Raw genomic sequence first — 18,952 nt, 5'->3', positions numbered from 1 at the left:
TTGGGACAACGTGGACGCACTGAAAGACTATGCGGGGCCGGTCGAGATCTTTGCAGCCACCGGCGACGAGATCATTCCCATCGAACACGCCCAAGCGTTGGCCAAGCAGATCCCCCACGCCCGCTTCACCGCGATTTCGGGTGGGCACAACGATTGGGCTTTAAGTGACGACGTGAGGATCAGCCGATGACCGAGAGCGATAAAAAATCCCCGGTCGCGGATGATTTAAGTGGCAGAATGATACGGGGCAAAATGATGTACAGACTGTTTAGATCGCGGAGCGAGAATCAGACGGCCACCCCATCATTCTGCCACCCCATCATTCTGCCATCGCCGTCTCGTCAAGGCCGCCGTCTGGCGACGGCAGCTACGCAACGTTATTCAGTCGTTGCTTCGCTACTGTTTCGATCAATCGGTCGTTGAGCCGTCCGATTGCCGCTGCGACAGCAAGTCACGCAGCTCTTGGTCCAAGCGATCGGTGGCGCCGTCGGGATCGTACCACCAGTCGCGCGACCAGACTCGGACGATGTTCCAGCCCAGGTTCTCCAGCACCCATTGACGCGTCTTGTCTCGGTCGCGTGCGGTGGCGGAGTTGCGGTAGGTGGCGCCGTCGCACTCGATGCCGGCCAGGTAGGTGCGTTTGTCGTGGGGGTCGCGGATCGCCAACGCGATGCGAAAACCAGAAACGCCGACCTGCGGTGTGACGTCCCAGCCCCGCGATTGCAGTCGATCAGCGATCGCCGCTTCCAATGCCGATCCGAACTTCGGCGTCGCATCGGATTCTGGTTCCGGGCGATGAAATTCCGCGGCGCCTTTTTCGGCGAAGGCCAAGAACGACTTGAGGTCCCGCACGCCGCGTGATTTGGAATTCTCCGCGGGCAATTGATCGGCTTTAAACGACGAGAAAACAATCAGCTCTTCGCGTGCCCGGGTCACGGCGACGTTCAAGCGTCGTTCGCCACCGTCACGGTTGAGCGCTCCGAAGGTCAGCGGGACCTTGCCGGATTTCCCCGGACCAAACGTAATCGAAAACAGCATCAAGTCTCGCTCGTCGCCCTGGACGTTTTCCAGGTTCTTGACGACGGTCGGTTCGATTCGATCGTCGCTGAAAAACCATTCCAGCGTCGGGTCATCACGCTGGGCCTGGTCAAACAAATCCTGGATCAACGTTTGTTGCTGGCTATTGAACGTGACCACGCCGAGCGTCTTGCGATCCTGTTCGGGCAATTCCAACCATTGTTTCATCCGCGCGACAGACTCGGCAACGATCGCTTCGGCTTCGATCGGGTTGGTGCGTGTCTTCCCACGGTCGTACCGCGAATGCGGCAGGTGCCGAAGCGTGACGGCGCTGTCGGTGGTTTCGGGCGACGGGAACGTGACCAGTTTGTTTTCGTAATAGTGATGATTGGAGAACGCGATCAACGATTCGTGTCGACTGCGGTAGTGCCAATTCAATTGCAAGGTCGGCAATCCGGACGCTTTTGCCTCGTCGAGAATGCTTTCCAAATCACGCTCGTAGTCCTCCAGTTCCTCGTCGTCTTCGTCATCGTTGGATTTGCCAAAGAAATTGGTCGGCGGCAACTGGTTCGGGTCGCCGACGATGATGGTTTGGCGACCACGGGCAATCGCTCCGATCGCATCCCAAGTGGTGATCTGGGACGCTTCGTCAAAGATCACGACGTCGAAGGGCGGTTGATCGGCGGGCAAATACTGCGCGATCGAAAGCGGCGACATCAACAGGCACGGGGCCAGCGAGGCGAAGTGCTCGGGCATCATCGAGACGAGTTCGCGAATCGATTTGCTGGGACGTTTCAATCCGATCTGGTGGCGAAGCATTCCCAATTCCGACTTGCGCGGCACGTCGCTTTGATCGGGTAAACGATGAGCCACCGATTTTCGCACGCGACTGGCCGCGGCACTGCGGGCCTTGGCATCCAGTTCGATGAATTCACGGATCGTGTTCTCGTGTTGAAATCGTTGGAACTCGCGCAGCACTTGATCGGAATCGATCATCCGCGGCAGCCACCAGCGGACGTACGCCAGACGAAATCGATCGGCAACTTCGTCACAGGGAATTCTGCGATCTTCCGTCGCGGAGACGATGGGCTCCAAGCCGACTTCACACGCGCGTCCGCGAACGGATTGCCACGCCGTCCAACGTTGCAATTTGGTGCGGTTCGCTTGGATCCGTCGCGTCATCTCGAGCGAATCAGTCAAGCAGTTGGTCGATTCGGTCGAGTGCGCTCGACTTCCCGCGACGTGTTCGAATCGGCCTGCCGCGGTGTCGAAGGCTACAAAGTCGTCCGCGTATTGTTTCACCACTTCAAACAGCGGAACGTCAGAAGATCGCTTACGCAAAAACGGTTCCAGGGTCTGCCGCAGCGTCTCGAATTGTGAATCCGTTTCCGCGTCGGGCTTGGCAACTCGACGAATGACTTGCAGCAAGGCCTGACAACGTTGCAGGTGCTGGCCGATCGATGCGGTTGCCGAATGTCGGTGCTGCCAGAGGTGGTCGCGGCTGGCGAGCGGGTTCCGGTCAATACGCGTGATGGCACGTTGCATTTCGCGGATGGGCGCGAAATCGTTCGGCGGATCCGCAACACCGAGTTTGGCAACACTCTGCAGCGATTTGATGACGGCCCGTTTTCGCAGGTACGACATTGGCCAGTACGATGCGACGGCGGTGTTCCAGTCCTGTTCCAGTTGGTCGACGGGGATGCGTCGTAGGTCGTCATCGTCGAAGGTCAGGGAACACTGGGCGGCAGCGCGATCAAAGGCGTTGATCGCATCGTCCAACTCATTGAGGTGTTCGGGCAATTCATCCAGCTGGTCGTCAAAGACGGTGCGGAAGTCATCGTTGACCGTGTCGGCCAACTCGATCGCGAGCCGATGCAGATCGCGGAGGTACGAGAATGATGTGTCGGCGGGTTGCTTCGTGTCCTGCAGTCCCAACGCGGCGCAAAAACGCTGCAATTCGGGCCGGAAGTCGTCGATGGCCTCGATCAATGTTTCGCATTGATCGAGCAGTTCGCGTTCCCACTGCATCGACCATTCGGTTCTCGTCACCGCGTCGAGCGGGTCCATGTCGATGACGGCGGCGTAGTGGAGCGAGATTTCATTGGCCAGCGTTTCCAGATGCCGATAGGCGTGTTGGTCATGCTGGTCAGGGTCGGGCCAAGACAAGTCCGCCGTTTCGAGTGACTGGCCGGCGACGGAGACCCCGATGGCTTGGTAGGCGGTCCAGCCATTGGATGCCTGGCGATGAAGTGCTTGGACGTAGGCGTTGAGCTGGTCGCGGGAGCATTGCAGATCTTCGTTGATCTTTTTCCACGCCGTGCGACGTTTGATTCCGCCGTTTTGCCATGCCTGGTCCAGTTGGTGCAGAAAACGTTTGCGTTCGGCTTTGTTGCTGTGCAGTTCGACGCAAAAATCACCCAAGCCGTTTTGTTCCAAACGACGCTGCACGACATCCAACGCGGCCGTTTTCTCGGCGACAAACAGGACGGTTTTTCCACTGGCCAAACACTGTGCGATCATGTTGGCGATCGTTTGGCTTTTTCCCGTCCCCGGCGGACCGACCAGCACAAAATCGTGACCTTGGGCCGCAGCCATCACGGCGGCCAACTGTGACGAATCGGCATCCAACGGGTGAATCAACTCACGCGGTTCAAAACGCCCGTCCATTTCGCCCTGGTCCGGAATCGACGTTTCCACTTCGGGTTGGAACGCGATTTCAGGATTGCGGACCAAGTGACGGACGACGCGGTTCTTTTCCAATTGGTCGCTGCGATCGACCAGGTCCTTCCACATCAGGTACTTGGCAAACGAGAACGATGCCAGTGCGGATTCGTCCACGACTTCGAATCCGGGCAACTCACGGATCGCGCGCCGAACCGAATCAAAGACTTGTTGGACATCCACCCCGTTTTTGTCGGTGGGTAATTCCGATTCGAATCGGGACAGGTCGCAATTGAAATCCCGTTTCAGCTTTTGAATCAGCGTCGCGTTGAAACGAACGTCGTCTTCATGATGTGCCAGTCGGTACGCCGAATTGGCGTTTCGACGAAGCAGCTTGGCGGGAACGAGCAACAACGGGGCGCGAAAGCTGCGTGAATCGCTGGGGCGTTCTTTCCAGCGAAGGAATCCGACGGCCAGGTAAAGCGTATTCGATCCGCCTTCGGCCAGATCGTTGCGTGAACTTCGGTAAAGGGTGACCAGGCGTTTGGCCAGCTCTTCGCCGCCGATCGTCGCGCAGACTTCGTTGCGTGCCAGGGCGGCGTTGGCGTACTCCAGTTCCAGGTCTTCGAGATTGGTTTTTTGGTGATGGGCGGTGTCACGGCCCGCCGCGACGTTGGCGTCGGGCAACGAAACGAGTTTCAGCTTTTTTCCGCTGGAGAGCCGGTCTTCCAGCTTTGAAACCTCGGGACACAAGAACGGAATCGTCTGCTTGGTGGACTTGAAATTCAGCAGTCGATTTCGCAGCGTCAGGTCCAGCAGTTTTCGATGCCAGCGATCGATGCGTCCTTCTGGTGTCGTCGGTTTCGGTTCGAGCGGTTCCTCGATCGTTGAAAGAACAGACGGTGCTGCAGTCGACGGGGGCAGCGAGAGCGTCGGTGCCGAGGGGACGTCGCTCGTCTCGGTGGAATCGGCCAGATCGGTGGTGGAAGGCAGATCGGTGGTGGAAGGCAGATCGGTGGTGGAAGGCAGCGGCTGGATCTTGACCATCCGCGCCCGTTCCACATCGATCGCCGCGACGAAGCGGTCTTCGTCGGATTCGGCAAGCTGTTGCATAGCGGCTTTGATCGCATCGTCGAACGATCGGGCCGGTCGTTGTGTGACGAGCGTGGTTTCAAAGACGACTAACTCTCCCGCGGCGATCGCCTTGCGGACTTCGCAGCAGTCCGGTTCGATCAGTTGACCGAAGCAGGTTTCGACCAGCCAGGCACCGACGAAACAGTGGTCATGTTTCATCACGATGACCGGATGAAGTCCGACGGCTTCGATCGCCGATGCAAACAGCAGGGAACTGTCCAAGCAAGTCGCCAGTCCGTCGCGTAAGACCGTCGACGGGGGACGCGTCTTCTGGCCGCGTGATTCAAAACTCTTGGGTGGATTCGCGTATGTCAATTGTTTGGCAGCGATGGCCGACCAAAGCGACGAGACCAACAAATGGGCTCGCGCGGGATCGTGATTTTGGTAGCCGTCCATCGACGGCGAAAACCCGTTGCCGGCGAGGATTTCACCGGCTTGTTTGAGCAGCCCCGCAACGGCGGGATCGTTGGGCATGACGAAGGCCGACAGCAATTCGCCCATCGCCCGCACGCCACCCCATTCATCGCGGGCCAGTACACGGAGTTCCGCCTCACGTCGGCACAGCACCGTGTTTGCATCGCACAAGGTGAATCGAAGTTCGCCTCGCTCGGCTTCATTGAGTCGGTTCAGATAGCCCGCGTCCAGATGGATCTCGTTGTCATCGAGCGTCAACGTCGTGCCGGGATCGATGCGGTCGATGATCCAGGTTTTCGGCTTGACGAAACCAGGCTCGGAACTTAGTTCCAACCGTAACTGAGAAAGCGGAGATTGGGACCGATTGCGGACACGCAGCTGACGCAGAACCGGGACGGAATTTTGGTAGCTGGCGAAATTGACGCTGCGGGACAGTTCGAACTCGATCGACGTCGACGGGTCCGTGTGCGGTAAATCATCATCACTGACATCCAGCGAAGACGCTGGGTCGGTCGAGGAGGGAGTCATCGAAAAAGCCCGTGCGAGGGTCCTGAATCAATTGATTCGCGGCCGAAATGCACTGCCGCGGCCGAATTCTACGCTTTCAGGATGTCGGGACGAGGATCCGGAGACAAGGATCCGCACCGTTTTATCACCGCGAGCGGGTTCTATCGATTAGGGGGATTGCACGCGGACACTTAGAGACGGCAGCCCAGTTGGCCAGGTTCGTCGATCGATGACCATTCTCGGTGAGGAGAGTTTTATTGTCGGCGGGCACCCGACCAGATTTAAATTTCGAATTGCGTTTGTCGAGCGGAAGTGGGGGCAGGCTGCAGTTTGAGGAGCGATGGAATGACCACTGAGCCCACGGATAGCAGCGCGAACCCACGGATTTTTTGCCCCCTGTTATCCGTGGGATCACGCTGAAATCGGTGGGGCTTCTTTCCGATGGGCAGTCGGGTGAAACTGCTGGAGCGCTTTGTCCAGATTTGAATATCGAATTGCGTTTGTCGAGCGGGGGTGGGGGCAGGCTGCAGTTTGCGGAGCGATGGAATGACCACTGAGCGCACCGATAGCAGCGCGAACCCACGGATCTTTTGCAGCCTGTCATCCGCGGGTTCGCGCTGCCATCGGTGGGGCTTATTTCCGATAGACAGTCCGGTGAAATTGCCGGAGTGCTTAGTCCAGCGGTTGCTTCTCGAAATCGTCCGGGTTGACCCATCCGGCGGGAAGTTTTTCGCCGGACATGTAACGCTCGTAAAAGCCTGCGGTGCTGGGGGACGTGTACTCGTAGGCGTCGAAGATGTCACCGTTGCCGAACATCCGTGGATCGCCTTGCGCTTTCAGCTCGGATTCCATCTGTTGGCGAAGTTCGGCGAGTCGGTCGGCGAACTTCGGACTGGTCGCCAGGTTGTTGATGCAATCGGGGTCCGCGGCGACGTCGTAGAGTTCTTCGGCGGGTCGTTTGCCGAAACAGAGATTCCAGAACGTGGTCGCGGTCCCGTTGCGACGCAGCTGCAAGACTTCTGTTTTCGTCGCCCCGCCGTCACAGTTCAGGTAACCCGTTTCGGGATTGCCGCCCGGCCATCGATCGGTGGCGTAGTTGTGCAAGTACAACAAGTCGCCTTTTCGAATCCCGCGAATCGGGTAACCGCCGCGGTTGGGGCGCCCGATGTCGTGGCGTTCTTTACCGACCAACACGTGATCGCGACCGGCGACGGGACCGGAGGCTTCGAAGACGTCGAACAAGTCGCGACCGCTGGTGGGTTGCATGATGGGGCCGAGCGAAGTGACGCCGGCTGCCTTCAAAAAGGTTGGCGCCAGACCGGCGAAATCGACGAAGTCCTCGACCGCACGTCCGGGCGTCTTGATCCCAGCAGGCCAACGGATCGCCAGCGGAATGTGATTGGACTCGTCATAAGCTTGGCCCTTGGCACGCGGGAACGGCATGCCGTGGTCGCTGGTCGCAACGATCAGCGTGTTGTCCAACTGGCCGGCGGCTTGGAGCGCATCGAGAATGCGTCCGAGATGATGATCGTAGTGTTCGACTTCGACGGCGTAGTCCAACATGTCGTTGCGGACGGTTTCGTTGTCGGGCCAGTAACCGGGCACGTTGTCGATGTCGGTCAGTTTCTTTCCCAGTCGCACACCCGACCCGTATTCATACGCCCGGTGCGGTTCAGTGGTCCCGTACCAGAACACCCAGGGTTTCCCTTTGGGTGCATCGGACAAGAAGGCTTCGAAGTTTCCGGCGTAGTCATTGTTGGAGATTTTCGAAGTCGGCGGTTTGGCCTTTTTCTGGGAATAGGCTTTGCCGGTGATCGCGCGGCGGTTTCCGTCCGCATCGTTGGCGATTCCCGGTCCCCAGCCTTTGCCGGTGAATCCGGCGAAGTAGCCGTCGGCGGCCAAGCGTTCGACGTAGCCACCAAATTTTGCCGGGAAGTAACACATGTGGTTGCCCGCTTCTTCGAGTTGCCACGAATAGCGGCCGGTCAAGATGATCGCCCGCGAGGGGGCGCATTTGGCGTTGGGGGTGTAGGCGTTGTGGAACAGCAATCCCTCGCGTGCGATGCGATCGAAGTTCGGTGTCTGGACCCACGGGCATCCGTAGGCGCTGGCGTGGCCGTAGGACCAATCGTCGGCGATCGCCAACAGGATGTTGGGGCGGGGAGCGGATTCAGCATGGACTGGGGGCAGCACGCCGAACAAGCATGCGGCCAGCGCAAAATGACAATGAACGAAAATGCAATGACGCATAAAAGATCCGGTCGGAACGAAAGTCAAAGTGGAAACTGTTTGTCGGTCATGGCTAAGTCGACGAACGAGAGGATTTCTTCTCCGCCGTTTTCCCAAACCATGTTGCCAAGCTGACGGAGCATGTCGCGATCGACAACTCCGTTGTGAAACTTGATCATTTTGCGAAAGTCTGCCGCGTCCTGGGCTTTCCGTTCAAATTGTCGATACGGTGAAACCATCGGTGCGTATTTGCATGCCAGTGCGGCTTCGAAACTCGGAATCTGATGTCCCGATTTTGGATCGACGAGCACATGATTTTGAAGGACAAACTCGTGTAGCTTTCCCCACGGCAACATCAGATCGATCACGACCTTGGGTTGGTCTTTCTCGTCCAAGTCGTCGGGATCTCTGAAGCGGACGACGAACTCCATTTCTCCGACGATCAGTGTTGGCCAGCGTTGCAAGATCGCTTTGACCGCTTTCTTTTTTTGGCTGTAAGGCACCAGCACGTCGACGTCCTGGGTTGCGCGCGGGTCACTCATGTAGCCGACGTATCCGTGCAGTCCCATCAGGACCCAGTTCTTGACGCCGCCCTGCTGCAGCGCCGCGCAGACTTCGCTTGGTTTGACATCCATGGAATCTGGCCGATGAAGTTCGCGGTAATCGGACGTGATTTTTTCGCTGATCCGCAAGGCGTCGGCATACGACGGCGGACGCCAGGGTGGGGCATCGGGCGGCGCCGGCATGGCCCGCATCGCGGCTTCGCGGGCCGCGAGAAACGCCGGATCGGTGAAGTCAGAAGGGGCCGGATCGGCCATGAATGCGACTCGGTTCGGGGCTTAAAACGTCAGACACCATTCTACCAGAATCAGCTGGTTCGCGCTCGTGTCTGAGCGGTCTCACTCGATCGTCGAATCGCCGTCGTCATGGGATTTGCGTTCGCGGCGTTTTTGCACGATCGTCTTGATCTTGGCTTCCCGCTCACGCAGCTTTTTGACCCGTGCCTCGTACTTTTCTTCACGTTTTTTGAGCGCCCGATAGCGGCGTTTCACGCGGGCGGCCGCGGCGCGAATCTTGTCGCGTTTCTCTTTCAGCCGAGCCCGTTCGCTGGCCGACAGGTCTGGATTCTGAAGCTGCTGTGTCAATTCCTGCTCGGCAGCTTCGACGTCTGCCACTTCGTCGTTTTCGATCAGCGCCGCGGTCTCGTCGTCGGCCTGTCGTTGTGCTTTGCTTTGGAACAGGCGTGGTGAGAGAAAAATCCCGTTGGCAATGATCATCATCGACCCGAACGTGATCATGCCCAAGAACAGGGCGATGGAGGCATGCACGCCGACGGCAACGGCCAACACAAACGGACGCGTCACTCGGGGCCAGACGAGCGCGCAATAGAAGACTTCCCAAAACAGCGTCGCGTTGGACAGCGCCGAGATGATCGCCGGGTAGCGTGACATCCATGTCATGTCCATCGACTGGTATTCATAGTTCGACACGGCGTACCAGACGGCCGTTCCGTTCCACCAGGTTTCACCACGCGCCTTGGACAATCCACCGAACAGATAGATCACGCAGAGATGCAGTTGCAGCAACCGTGTGCCGATGTTGGCCGCGACGCTGGGCGAATCATCGGGCAACATGAACCGCCAAAACGCGGAGGTCGCACATTTGTCGAGCCATCGTTTTCGAATCAAGGCGTCGATCGAGAACCGGCTTCCGCACGGCGTCAGCGCCAAGTACATCGTCGTGTAGGTCACGATCTGGTCGAGTCCGAACAACGCGCCGGTCAATCGATGCAGGTACATCAACTGCAAGAACAGGGCCAGCGGAATGGTGATCCGGGTTCCCAGTCCGATCATGTACATCGCCGTCACCAGCAGGGTGACGCCGTGGTGCAGCCAGATCACCGTGGGGCTGTCGAAGTACCAGAGATAGCTGCGTGCCCAGTCGCTGGTGCCGAAGGCGCCGTCGTGCAACTGACGCGCCATGTCGTTGCTCATCCAGGCGTCGGGCCCGACAAACGCCAACAAGTCGCTGGCCAAGACGACGTGACAGTACAGCAACATCGCTCCGGTCAGGATTCGCAGCACGCACAAGGTGTGGGGGCGCGTCGGGGTAAACCAAAACCGATCCCAGGCTTCGGCCCACCGGCCTAGCGCGTCGCCAAACGTTTCGTCTGTGGAGCCTGCCGTCGCCGAAGGACCGCTCATGACTGGGGCTCCGGTGTGGTGGTGGTCGGCTCGGTCGATGCGGCGTCTGAAGCCGGCGAATCTGAAGCCGGCGAATCTGAAGCCGGCGAATCTGAAGCCGGCGAATCTGAAGCCGGCGAATCGGGCGATTGGCCCTCGAGCGAGTCGGATGTGGCGTCACCGTCACCGTCGGCGCCGCCGTTGACTTCGGGGGCGGGAATCACTTCTGTGGTCACCGGGGCCGGGGCGATTTCGTCACTGAAGATCGGCTGGTCGAGCAAGACGTTGTACAGCCGGGGATCGTCGAGCGCGATCGGTTCTTCGGTGTACTCTTGCAGTCCGGGCAATCCGTGCTCCAGGCGACGGATGGCGACTTCGCGACCCTCGTTGACGCTCTTTAAATGATCGACCATCGATTGTCGGATCCATTCGTAGCGTCCGCGGCGTTGTTGCCAGAGTTCGGCGGCGGGGCGATCCGATTCGAACATTTCATTGGGAGGGCCGGGAGGCCAGTAGGAATCATTGAGAAACTCTGCCAACATGAAATGTCGGTGATAGAGCAATCGCGGCCATTGATCATTCCGGTCGGGATACATCCGCTCGGTCAGCGTTCCGTCGGCGTTGGTCGATGCTGCTTGAATCAGGTGACTCGGTCCCGGATCGGGGGCGAAGAACGCATAGCCGCGGTCCATGTGCAGAAACTGGCCGTAACCGGCGAACGGCCGGATCAACGTGCCGACCAGCGGCGAGGGTCCATCCAGGCTGAAGGTTTGAAACGCCAGCGGTGGCAGCACCACCGCCAACAGATGGAACAGGATCAGCCCGCTGGCAATCAGTTTCCAGCGTCGCGGAGCGGCTTCATCGGACGGCTGATCGAGCGGTCCGTCAGCCTCGTCGTGGCCGGCCAGGGGCTCAGGGCCCGACGAAGCGTCTCGTTGGGTGCGGTTGCTCGGACTGCGTCGCTTGGACATCCGGATCATGAAAACTGGAGAAGACGGGAGCGTCCCGAGGGGAAGGGGACGTCGAAAAACACGATACAGACTAACCAAGCCGGCACGGATTTGTAGAGACGCCGGGCTTGGCGGGGGGAGTAATCTACATAAAAAAACGCCTGATCGGACGGGGCCGATCAGGCGCTGAGAAAAACTTGTCGTTGATTTCGAAGCCGCGTCTAGCGTTTCGCGACCGTCGACGTATCGAAGTCGAATGTCAGTTCGTTCGTGCTACCGGCGACGACGTCAATCGTTCGCTCACGCGAAACCAGTTGACCGTTGACTTCAGCGGTGACACGCACGGTGTAGTCGCTCCAACGGTCGCCCGACTTCAGTTGAGTCGTGCGGAACGTTCGGATCGAGCCTTTTCCGTTGGTGTCGTTGCCGGCCAGATTGACTTTCGCGCCCGAGGGCACGTGCAATTTGACGACGGTGACCGTGGTCGGCTGAACCGGAGCAACGCTGGCGCTCAAGTCATCCGCGGCGGGTTGGGCCTTGGTCGGCGGCTCGAACACGATGCGTTCGTTGTCGCCGGGGCGAAGTTTCACTTCACGGCTTTCCGTTTTCGTTTGGCCGTCGTGGTCATAGGAGACCTCGACGACGTACGTGTACAGGTAGCCTTCTTTCAGACCACGCGACATGAATTGGCGAACCATTCCATCGCTGGTCGTCTTGTGGCCGTTGACCAGCACGCTGGCTGCGTCGTTGGGCACGGCGACGGTCAGCAAGGCTGCGTCGTCGTCGAGCGCCGGTTTGACCGATTCGTAGCGAGCTTCATCCGCGGCCGTCGTTGCCGGCTCGTTGTGCGACTGGGTGTTCGCGACCGAGTTGTTCAGCGGCGTGTACTGCTGATAGGACGATTCAATCGACGAGGACTCGTATCCGGCCATCGCGACGGAGCTTGAACGGAGGCGGGTCAAGGGGACGGAGTAGCCGACCGCGGGAGACGCGTAGGCGACGCCACCGCTGCTGCCGCCGGACGAACCACCGCTGCTGCCACCGGACGAACCACCGCTGCTGCCGCCGGACGAACCGCCGCTGCTGCCACCGGACGAACCGCCGCTGCTGCCACCGGCACGCCGAGCGTCGCGGTTGGCTTGGATGCGGGCCGCAAGACGGCGCAAGGGACCGACGTAGCCGCCGGAGGAACCGCCGCTGCTGGCGTAACCGCCCGAAGATCCGTAGCTGCCACCGGACGACGCAGCACCGTACAGGGCCACTTGCCCTCCGCTGCTACCGCCCGAACTCGCGTAACCTCCGGAAGAGCCTCCCGAAGATCCGCCGGCCGCGGCAAGGTCAGAAAAGCCCGCCGCAGCGATCAACACTGCCAAACAGACCGAAAATCGAAAACGCGTCATAGTTGTAAATACCCTCCGATCCCGCTGATATAAGTTTGCCGGACTCTCCGGCAGACCGTGGTAGGATAGCGGTACAAATGGGGCAATCAAGCAGATAAGGTAAAATTTGACGACTGCGTGCTTTTTGACGCGATCGCACATCGGCCGCGGCGCAAACCCGCCGTCGGCGGCGGTTGGGAAACGCCACTTGGAATGGGACGGGTGTTCAGTTGCCGGGCGCTGGATTTAAAAATCACGGGCCCTTCTTCAAAGGATTCACCCAATCGAACACAATCCTGCCGGCATTCCTCTTGGACGTGATTTTCCCGCCCCAGTTTTCTCCGACGGATTCTTTTCGATGACCGATGTTGCAACACCCAAACGCGTGCTTTCGGGGATTCAGCCCACCGGCCGTCCGCACTGGGGCAATTACTTTGGTGCCATCCGTCAGTACATCCAACTGCAGGAAGAGAACGACGGTTTCTATTTCATTGCCGACCTGCACGCATTGACGTCGGTCCGCGATGCGGCGCAGTTGCGGCAAAACGTGATGGACATCGCGCTCGATCTGTTGGCCCTCGGATTGGATCCAAAGCAGGCGACGTTATTTGTCCAGTCGCATGTTCCCGAAGTCAGCGAGCTGTGTTGGATTTTGCTCAGCGGCACCCCGATGGGGCTGCTGCAGCGCTGCGTGGCCTACAAGGAGAAGGTCGACAAGGGGATTCCCGCCGACGCCGGTTTATTCACGTACCCGGTTCTGCAGGCGGCCGACATCTTGGCCTATGACAGCCAACTCGTGCCCGTCGGCGCTGACCAGGTCCAGCACATCGAAGTCTGCCGTGACATCGCCGGTCGGTTCAACCACCAGTACGGCGAAACGTTTGTGATGCCCAAGGCCAACGTGCTCGATGACAGCGCCAAAGTGCCGGGAACCGATGGCGAAAAGATGAGCAAGAGTTACGACAATACGTTGCCGTTGTTTGGTGAAGTCAAACCGATTCGCAAACAGATCATGCGGATCACCACCGACAGTCGGCCGATGGAAGAGCCGAAGGAACCGGCCGGAGACCACTTGTTTCAACTGTACAGCTTGTTCGCCGACTCGGGGCAGCGGGACGAGATGGCGGCGATGTATCGTCGCGGCGGTTTCGGTTACGGCGAGGTGAAAAAGGCGATCGCCGAAGCGAGCGAGGCTTATTTCGCCGACGCCCGCGCGCGGCGAGTCGATTTGGAGAAAAACTTGGACTACGTCGGCGAAGTGCTGCAGGCCGGTGCGGAGCGTGCCCGATCGGTGGCCGCCGAGGTCTTGTTGCGGGCCCAACAGGCATCCGGGCTGAAGTAAACTAAAGGGGTGTCCATACGCCGGAGTTTCGTCCGGACATCCCTTTGTCGCCTGGATAGCCATCACCATGTCGATCGTTGCCACCGGCACTGAAATCGTCGAAACGGTGCGGATCGCAAAAATGATTGAAACGCACGGTGAGCAGTTTCTCGAACGCGTTTATACCGCCGATGAGATTGAGTACTGTGTCCAGACCGCCGACGCGCCCGGCCACTTTGCGACGCGTTGGGCGGCCAAAGAAGCGGTGATGAAAGCACTGCATTGCCGACGACGTGGTGTCCGCTGGAATGAGATCGAAGTGATCGTTCGCCCCGGCGCCGGACATGAGATCGTGTTGAGCGGAAACGCGCTGCAGTGCGCCAACGAAAACGACATCGCACTGTTGCACTTGAGCGTCTCGGCCTGTCGCACCCACGCGGTGGCCCACGTGATCGCCGAATCGTGATCCGGTCGATGTCGATGGGATCGACCGTCAGTTCTTGCGATCAGGCTGTAGCAGTTTTCGATACTTTTCGATTTGCTCGTGCAGGTGCCATTCGTCGGGTTCGTCCAGCAAACAAGCCGACTCGATCGCCAACGCCTCTTCGGTTCGACCCAACAGATACAGCACTTCGGCGAGCGTGTCGCGATAGATCACGCTGTCGGGTTCCAGCAGGACGGCGCGCTCGGACAGTTCCAGGGCTTCGTCGAGGCGTCGCTCGTTCATCGCCGCCGCCCACGCCAAGTTGTTCAACGTCGTGGCATCGGTGCGGTACCGTCGGATCTGTTCGAGTCCGTGATCCATCAGGCGATCAAATGCCGAATCGGCGAGTTGATCCAAGCCCGCTTTTCGGAGTTCGGGCAGCATCCGTTCGCCGTAATCGATGTTCATCGGATCGTACGATTCGATTTGATCGATCGCATGACGCGCCAATGTTTCGTCCGCGGTTTCGATCGCGTGTTGCAGGAACGTCTTGCGCACACTCAGCGGGACGGAGATGAACGCGGTGTCGTGGTACCGGGACGTTTTTAATAATCCCAAGACAGCCAGGTCGCTCCATTTGACCGCATCGTATGAATCGATCTGCAACTCGTCCAAGGCGATCGGGTGAGTTTCTTTCAGATCATCGATCAAGCCGACGTAGGTGACCGCGACGCGAAAGAAATCGGGCGCGTCGTCACCGCCGAAACTTGCCGACACGGCAAGATCGCGGAGCGCTTCGACGGCCAGTTCGTGCTGTCCAGTTTCTCGTAAATGGTCCGCCAGTTCTTTGCGAAAGTTCATCGAGGGAGACGTCAGCATCAGACGCAATCGGCTTTCCAATTGCTCGGCGATCTCGCGATGGCCGGCGCGTTTGGCCAGGATCCAACTGCCGACGATCGATTTGGCGTAGGACAGTCCGTGATCGACGGTGATCAATGCATTGGTCGGCGTGTACTGGGCGGATTGGCGGGCGACTTGTTGCCAAAGTTCTTCGGCGGCCCGATTGTCGCCCTGTTCGGATTCTGTTTCGGCAGACGAAATCAACGCGTCCAATTCTCGGGCACGCGTCAACGCGGCGAGGCCTTGGCGGGCGAGTTCCACCCGGCCTTGGCGGATGAACATGTCGACGATGTCGAGATCCAGTGAGATCTGTTCGACTTGCAGCGTGCGACCGCCGCTGCGTTTGCTCTGTTCGTCGTGCAGCAACAATTCCAGCAACGCTTCAAAGTCGTCCGAGTCACCAAACCCGTCCGGTTGTTTGCCCCGGAACAATTGAAATGTGATTCGGAATCGTTCGCGGAAATCATGTGCCGGTCGGATCAGTTTGATCCGATCGAGTACCTTGCGGAATGCCTCCGATTCGGTGTTGAGGGCTTGGGCGATGATGTACTGGCTTCGCTGGGTCATCGCATTTTCCCCAGGTGCGACCGCGATGTCGAGCATCCAGTCGAAGCGATTGATCAGATCGAGTTCGACAAGGGTTTGCTCTCGCAGCGAAGCACCGTAGGGAGAAATGATCACTTGGCGGGGCGTCAAGCGACGGTAAATTCGCTGCGCGTTGTCTGTGTCACCGATGTTGACCAGCAGTCGCGCCAAGGAATACAGACGCTCGATCGAGGGTGCGATGGACCCGGCCGGCAAGTTGGCTTGATCGATGTACGCGTCCTTGATCCAGCCGTCCAGGTCGCTGGCGATTTGTTCCAGCGGGTAACCACAGAGCTGCTCGGCGCGTCGGAATCGGGATGCGGCGCAAGCGATCTTGGCCGCGGCGGCCGGGTCGCGGGCGGCCATCACGTCGATCGCTTGGTCGACGCGGGCGTGCATGGCCAACGCCCGCCAGCGGAGATCATCGATGGCGTCCGGCTCGTCCGGCTGGATCGCCAACAGTTGCGATTGGGCTTGGTCAAAGCGGACTTGATCACCCGTGCGTGCGGTGGCGGCCAAGGCCCACGCGTAGGCTTCGATCCGTGCGTCCGGGGTCGCCGCGGAAGCGGCGCTTTCAAAGGCGTCGTCTGCGATCTCCTGCCAGCGGTCGCCCAGCATGCGAGCGATCCGCAACACGACAGGATCACCGGCCGCTCGCGCATGGGCGATCGATTGTTCGACGTCGCCACGCAGCATCGCGAACTGTGCGAGACAGGTTGCTCGTTCGGCCGGACTCCAGAGCGATGCGGCCGAGGGCAGCTGGTCAGCCGAGGGCAGTGCTTCAGCCGAAGGCAGTGCTTCAGCCGAAGGCAGTGCATCCGCCAATGGCAGCGGTTCCGCGTCGTTGGTGGGCTTGGGCTGGGCCGGGTGCAGGTAGTGTTTCAAGTCACGCCAGGCGGTCGCGACGTTGCGATCGATGGCGACCGCGTCGAGTAGGTTCAACAGGTCCGCTTCGGTCCCCGCGGCAAACGCTTTGTCGCAGTAAAACGGATAGCGCTGGGACAACAAGGTGACGACCCGTTGTTTGATTTGATCGAACTCAATCGTCCCGGCTGATTCTTCGACGGCGACCAAGACGGCATCAAAGGCACCTTGTTCCATGACCGATGCCAACGCCGACGGGCTGCCTCGATCGAGCAGCAGTTCGGCGGGACCTTGGGCGACGCCGGGCAGCGAGGCACTGCGCCATTGTTTCAGGATCCAAGCGGCGCGCTCGGCGACTTCGGGGTCCGGGTGGCGGGCCGCATCCTGGACCGCTTGGCGAGATTGTTTTCGCAGTCGCCACATCTCCAGGGTCGCCCGTTGGCGATCGACGTAACGATCCCGGGCCAAGTTGCGGGGCTGGTCGAGCGATTCGGGAAACCGTGTCCCGCGGTCCGCGTCGGATGGTGTTTCGGTGGCCGTGGGTGGCGCCGGGGTTGTGTCTTGCGATTGAGTCGGCATCGGTGCCCACGCGATGGCCAGGGCGAGCAGGCCGGCGGCCGGCCTCGACGGTCCACTAAACCGCTTTGAATTTCGCAAACGCTGGAGTCTCATTTCGACGATCGTCATCAATTGGGAGTGGATGAGCCGAGTTTGCGGCCCGCTTCGGTCGACTGCTCCGCCTGGAATGGACCGCGACCCGCGGTTCCTCTGGTATTATTTCGCGACGTCCATCATAACAGATGGATCCCTGATCTCTCAGGCGATCACCCCACCCCCATCTCCGCTTTCCCAGCTGTTTAGAGGAATCCCGCCATGCGGTCGTTTCGAATCGCGTTCGTCCTGTTTGCCACTGCGGCCGTTTCGCTCGGTGTCTCATCCTATTCAATGGCCGAAGACGACAGTCCGTGGCCGCAATGGCGTGGCGGCAATCAAAATGGCGTCGCCGCGGGGGAGTCTTATCCGATCAAGTGGGGCGAGAAATCGAATATCGCGTGGACGACGGCTCTATCGGGTCTGGGCGGCAGCACACCTGTCCTGGCCGATTCCAAGGCCTTTCTGACCGAAGGGGCCGAGGGGCAGAACACGCTGCTGGCGATTGATGTTCACAGCGGCCAGCGACTGTGGACGACCGCCTTGGGCAGCGATCGCGGAAACAAGCATCGCAAGGGCGGCGGCAGCAACCCGTCGGCGGTCACCGATGGCAAGGCCGTGTACGCTTATTTCCGCAGCGGAGATCTGGCCTGTGTCGACCTGGACGGTGAGATTCAATGGCAAGTCAATTTGCAGAAAAAGTATGGGGAGGACACGCTGTGGTGGGACTTGGGTTCCAGTCCGACCTTGATCAACGATTTGGTCGTCGTCGCGGTGATGCAGTCCGGTCCCAGCTATCTGGTGGCCTTTGACCGGGCGACCGGTGACGTGGCCTGGAAGGTCGATCGCCGATTGGGAGCCCCCGAAGAGGCGGCGCAAAGTTACGCGACGCCGATCGCATTGGAAGACCGAAATCTGATCGCCGTGATGGGGGCCGACCACTTGACCATCCACGCGGCCAGCGACGGTCGTGAACTGGGACGCGTCGGCGGATTCAATCCCGACCAAGAGAAATTTTTTCGTTCCATCGCCTCGCCCGCGGTGCAAGGTGATTTGATCGTGTGTCCGTACTCACGCGGGGCCACCGTCACGACCTGTCGAATCAGTGACGTTGTCGCCGGCAAGGGACGCGAAAGCATCGTGTGGCACCGCGACGATCTTGGCAGCGACGTGCCGACACCCGCGATCGATGGCGATCGCGTCTACTTCATCGCCGACGGCAAGACCGCCAAAGGCACCGTCTCGGCGGTGGAGCTGGAGACCGGAAAGACGATCTGGACGGTGCAGTTGCCGAAGTCCCGGATCGGGTTCAGCAGCTCACCGCTGGTGGCCGGAAACCATTTGTACGTGACCAGCGAAGACGCCACGACCTACGTCGTCGGTCCGTTGGATTCCAGCAGCCCCGACGTCGTCCAAACCAACCGCTTGGCCGACAACGAACCGTTTACCGTGGCCAGCCCGGTGCCCGTCGAGGGCGGCTTGCTGCAACGCACCCGCCACGCGCTGTATCGCATCGGCGAGTGATCGCAACGGGCGGACTCGTTGCCGTTGCCGGCTTTCACTCGAAAACGCGTGACGCTGTCCGGCGAGTGCTCTGGCTACATTTCATCTTGGTGTAGCACTTCAGCAATCCTAAATTCACATCTGGACAGAGCGCTAGCACTCCTTGTCACCTTGCGTTTCGGGTAGGCGGTAGTGGACGAGGCGACGAGTCCTTGCCAAGATGCCGACTG

At 59.6% G+C, this 18,952-nt stretch carries 11 protein-coding genes; 4 read left to right on the top strand and 7 right to left on the bottom strand.

Going from position 1 to position 18,952, the window contains the following annotated elements; all coding sequences use genetic code 11:
- Window positions 1-190 (top strand): alpha/beta fold hydrolase (locus ABX749_RS02235; RefSeq protein WP_372894576.1); only part of this gene is annotated, 190 nt, incomplete at its 5' end.
- Between the two features lie 218 nt (window positions 191-408).
- On the opposite strand, the gene ABX749_RS02230 is transcribed toward ABX749_RS02235, so the two are convergent.
- From ABX749_RS02230 to ABX749_RS02205, 6 genes are all read right to left on the bottom strand, one after another.
- A complete protein-coding gene (locus ABX749_RS02230; RefSeq protein ID WP_372894575.1) occupies window positions 409-5,754 on the bottom strand; it encodes a DUF4011 domain-containing protein in 5,346 nt (1,781 codons plus the stop codon).
- Window positions 5,755-6,405: 651 nt separating this feature from the next.
- The gene (locus tag ABX749_RS02225; protein ID WP_372894574.1) at window positions 6,406-7,983 is read right to left on the bottom strand and encodes a sulfatase; all 1,578 of its coding nucleotides are present in this window, start codon (window positions 7,981-7,983) and stop codon (window positions 6,406-6,408) included.
- 23 nt (window positions 7,984-8,006) lie between these two features.
- The gene (locus ABX749_RS02220) at window positions 8,007-8,780 is read right to left on the bottom strand and encodes a hypothetical protein (protein WP_372894573.1); all 774 of its coding nucleotides are present in this window, start codon (window positions 8,778-8,780) and stop codon (window positions 8,007-8,009) included.
- Window positions 8,781-8,861: 81 nt separating this feature from the next.
- Window positions 8,862-10,166, bottom strand: coding sequence for an HTTM domain-containing protein (locus tag ABX749_RS02215; protein ID WP_145218312.1), 1,305 nt, complete (start codon window positions 10,164-10,166; stop codon window positions 8,862-8,864).
- A complete protein-coding gene (locus tag ABX749_RS02210; protein WP_372894572.1) occupies window positions 10,163-11,116 on the bottom strand; it encodes a hypothetical protein in 954 nt (317 codons plus the stop codon). Before ABX749_RS02210 ends, ABX749_RS02215 begins: the two co-directional genes overlap by 4 nt.
- Window positions 11,117-11,316: 200 nt before the next feature.
- Window positions 11,317-12,495: a TIGR03000 domain-containing protein gene (locus tag ABX749_RS02205; RefSeq protein ID WP_145218316.1), complete on the bottom strand. Its 1,179-nt coding sequence runs from the start codon at window positions 12,493-12,495 to the stop codon at window positions 11,317-11,319.
- 337 nt (window positions 12,496-12,832) lie between these two features.
- Between ABX749_RS02205 and trpS the strand changes: the two genes are divergently transcribed.
- On the top strand, window positions 12,833-13,816 hold the full coding sequence (gene trpS, locus ABX749_RS02200; protein WP_372894571.1) for a tryptophan--tRNA ligase: 984 nt from the start codon (window positions 12,833-12,835) through the stop codon (window positions 13,814-13,816).
- Window positions 13,817-13,883: 67 nt separating this feature from the next.
- Window positions 13,884-14,261, top strand: a complete 378-nt coding sequence (gene acpS / locus ABX749_RS02195; RefSeq protein ID WP_145218320.1) for a holo-ACP synthase — start codon at window positions 13,884-13,886, stop codon at window positions 14,259-14,261.
- 27 nt (window positions 14,262-14,288) lie between these two features.
- Here acpS and ABX749_RS02190 read toward each other — a convergent pair whose 3' ends face one another.
- Window positions 14,289-17,240 carry a hypothetical protein gene (locus ABX749_RS02190; protein WP_372894570.1) on the bottom strand — a complete coding sequence of 984 codons (2,952 nt, stop codon included), beginning with the start codon at window positions 17,238-17,240 and terminating at the stop codon, window positions 14,289-14,291.
- Between the two features lie 201 nt (window positions 17,241-17,441).
- Here ABX749_RS02190 and ABX749_RS02185 point away from each other — a divergent pair, with 201 nt between their 5' ends.
- Window positions 17,442-18,743 (top strand): PQQ-binding-like beta-propeller repeat protein, encoded by a 1,302-nt coding sequence (locus ABX749_RS02185; RefSeq protein WP_372894569.1) that lies wholly within the window; start codon window positions 17,442-17,444, stop codon window positions 18,741-18,743.
- Window positions 18,744-18,952: the final 209 nt, after the last annotated feature.

The sequence above is a fragment of the Stieleria sp. genome, assembly GCF_041595215.1.
Classification (GTDB): Bacteria; Planctomycetota; Planctomycetia; order Pirellulales; family Pirellulaceae; genus Stieleria; species Stieleria magnilauensis.
The sequence above is the reverse complement of the archived record's forward strand: the minus strand, read 5'-3'. Positions and strand labels throughout refer to the sequence as shown.

Bases quoted from the DNA above. Each gene is read 5' to 3' on its own strand.
- ABX749_RS02230 (WP_372894575.1), bottom strand. From the start codon at position 5,754: ATGACTCCCTCCTCGACCGACCCAGCGTCTTCGCTGGATGTCAGTGAT.
- ABX749_RS02225 (WP_372894574.1), bottom strand. From the start codon at position 7,983: ATGCGTCATTGCATTTTCGTTCATTGTCATTTTGCGCTGGCCGCATGC.
- ABX749_RS02220 (WP_372894573.1), bottom strand. From the start codon at position 8,780: ATGGCCGATCCGGCCCCTTCTGACTTCACCGATCCGGCGTTTCTCGCG.
- ABX749_RS02215 (WP_145218312.1), bottom strand. From the start codon at position 10,166: ATGAGCGGTCCTTCGGCGACGGCAGGCTCCACAGACGAAACGTTTGGC.
- ABX749_RS02210 (WP_372894572.1), bottom strand. From the start codon at position 11,116: ATGTCCAAGCGACGCAGTCCGAGCAACCGCACCCAACGAGACGCTTCG.
- ABX749_RS02205 (WP_145218316.1), bottom strand. From the start codon at position 12,495: ATGACGCGTTTTCGATTTTCGGTCTGTTTGGCAGTGTTGATCGCTGCG.
- trpS (WP_372894571.1), top strand. From the start codon at position 12,833: ATGACCGATGTTGCAACACCCAAACGCGTGCTTTCGGGGATTCAGCCC.
- acpS (WP_145218320.1), top strand. From the start codon at position 13,884: ATGTCGATCGTTGCCACCGGCACTGAAATCGTCGAAACGGTGCGGATC.
- ABX749_RS02190 (WP_372894570.1), bottom strand. From the start codon at position 17,240: ATGAGACTCCAGCGTTTGCGAAATTCAAAGCGGTTTAGTGGACCGTCG.
- ABX749_RS02185 (WP_372894569.1), top strand. From the start codon at position 17,442: ATGCGGTCGTTTCGAATCGCGTTCGTCCTGTTTGCCACTGCGGCCGTT.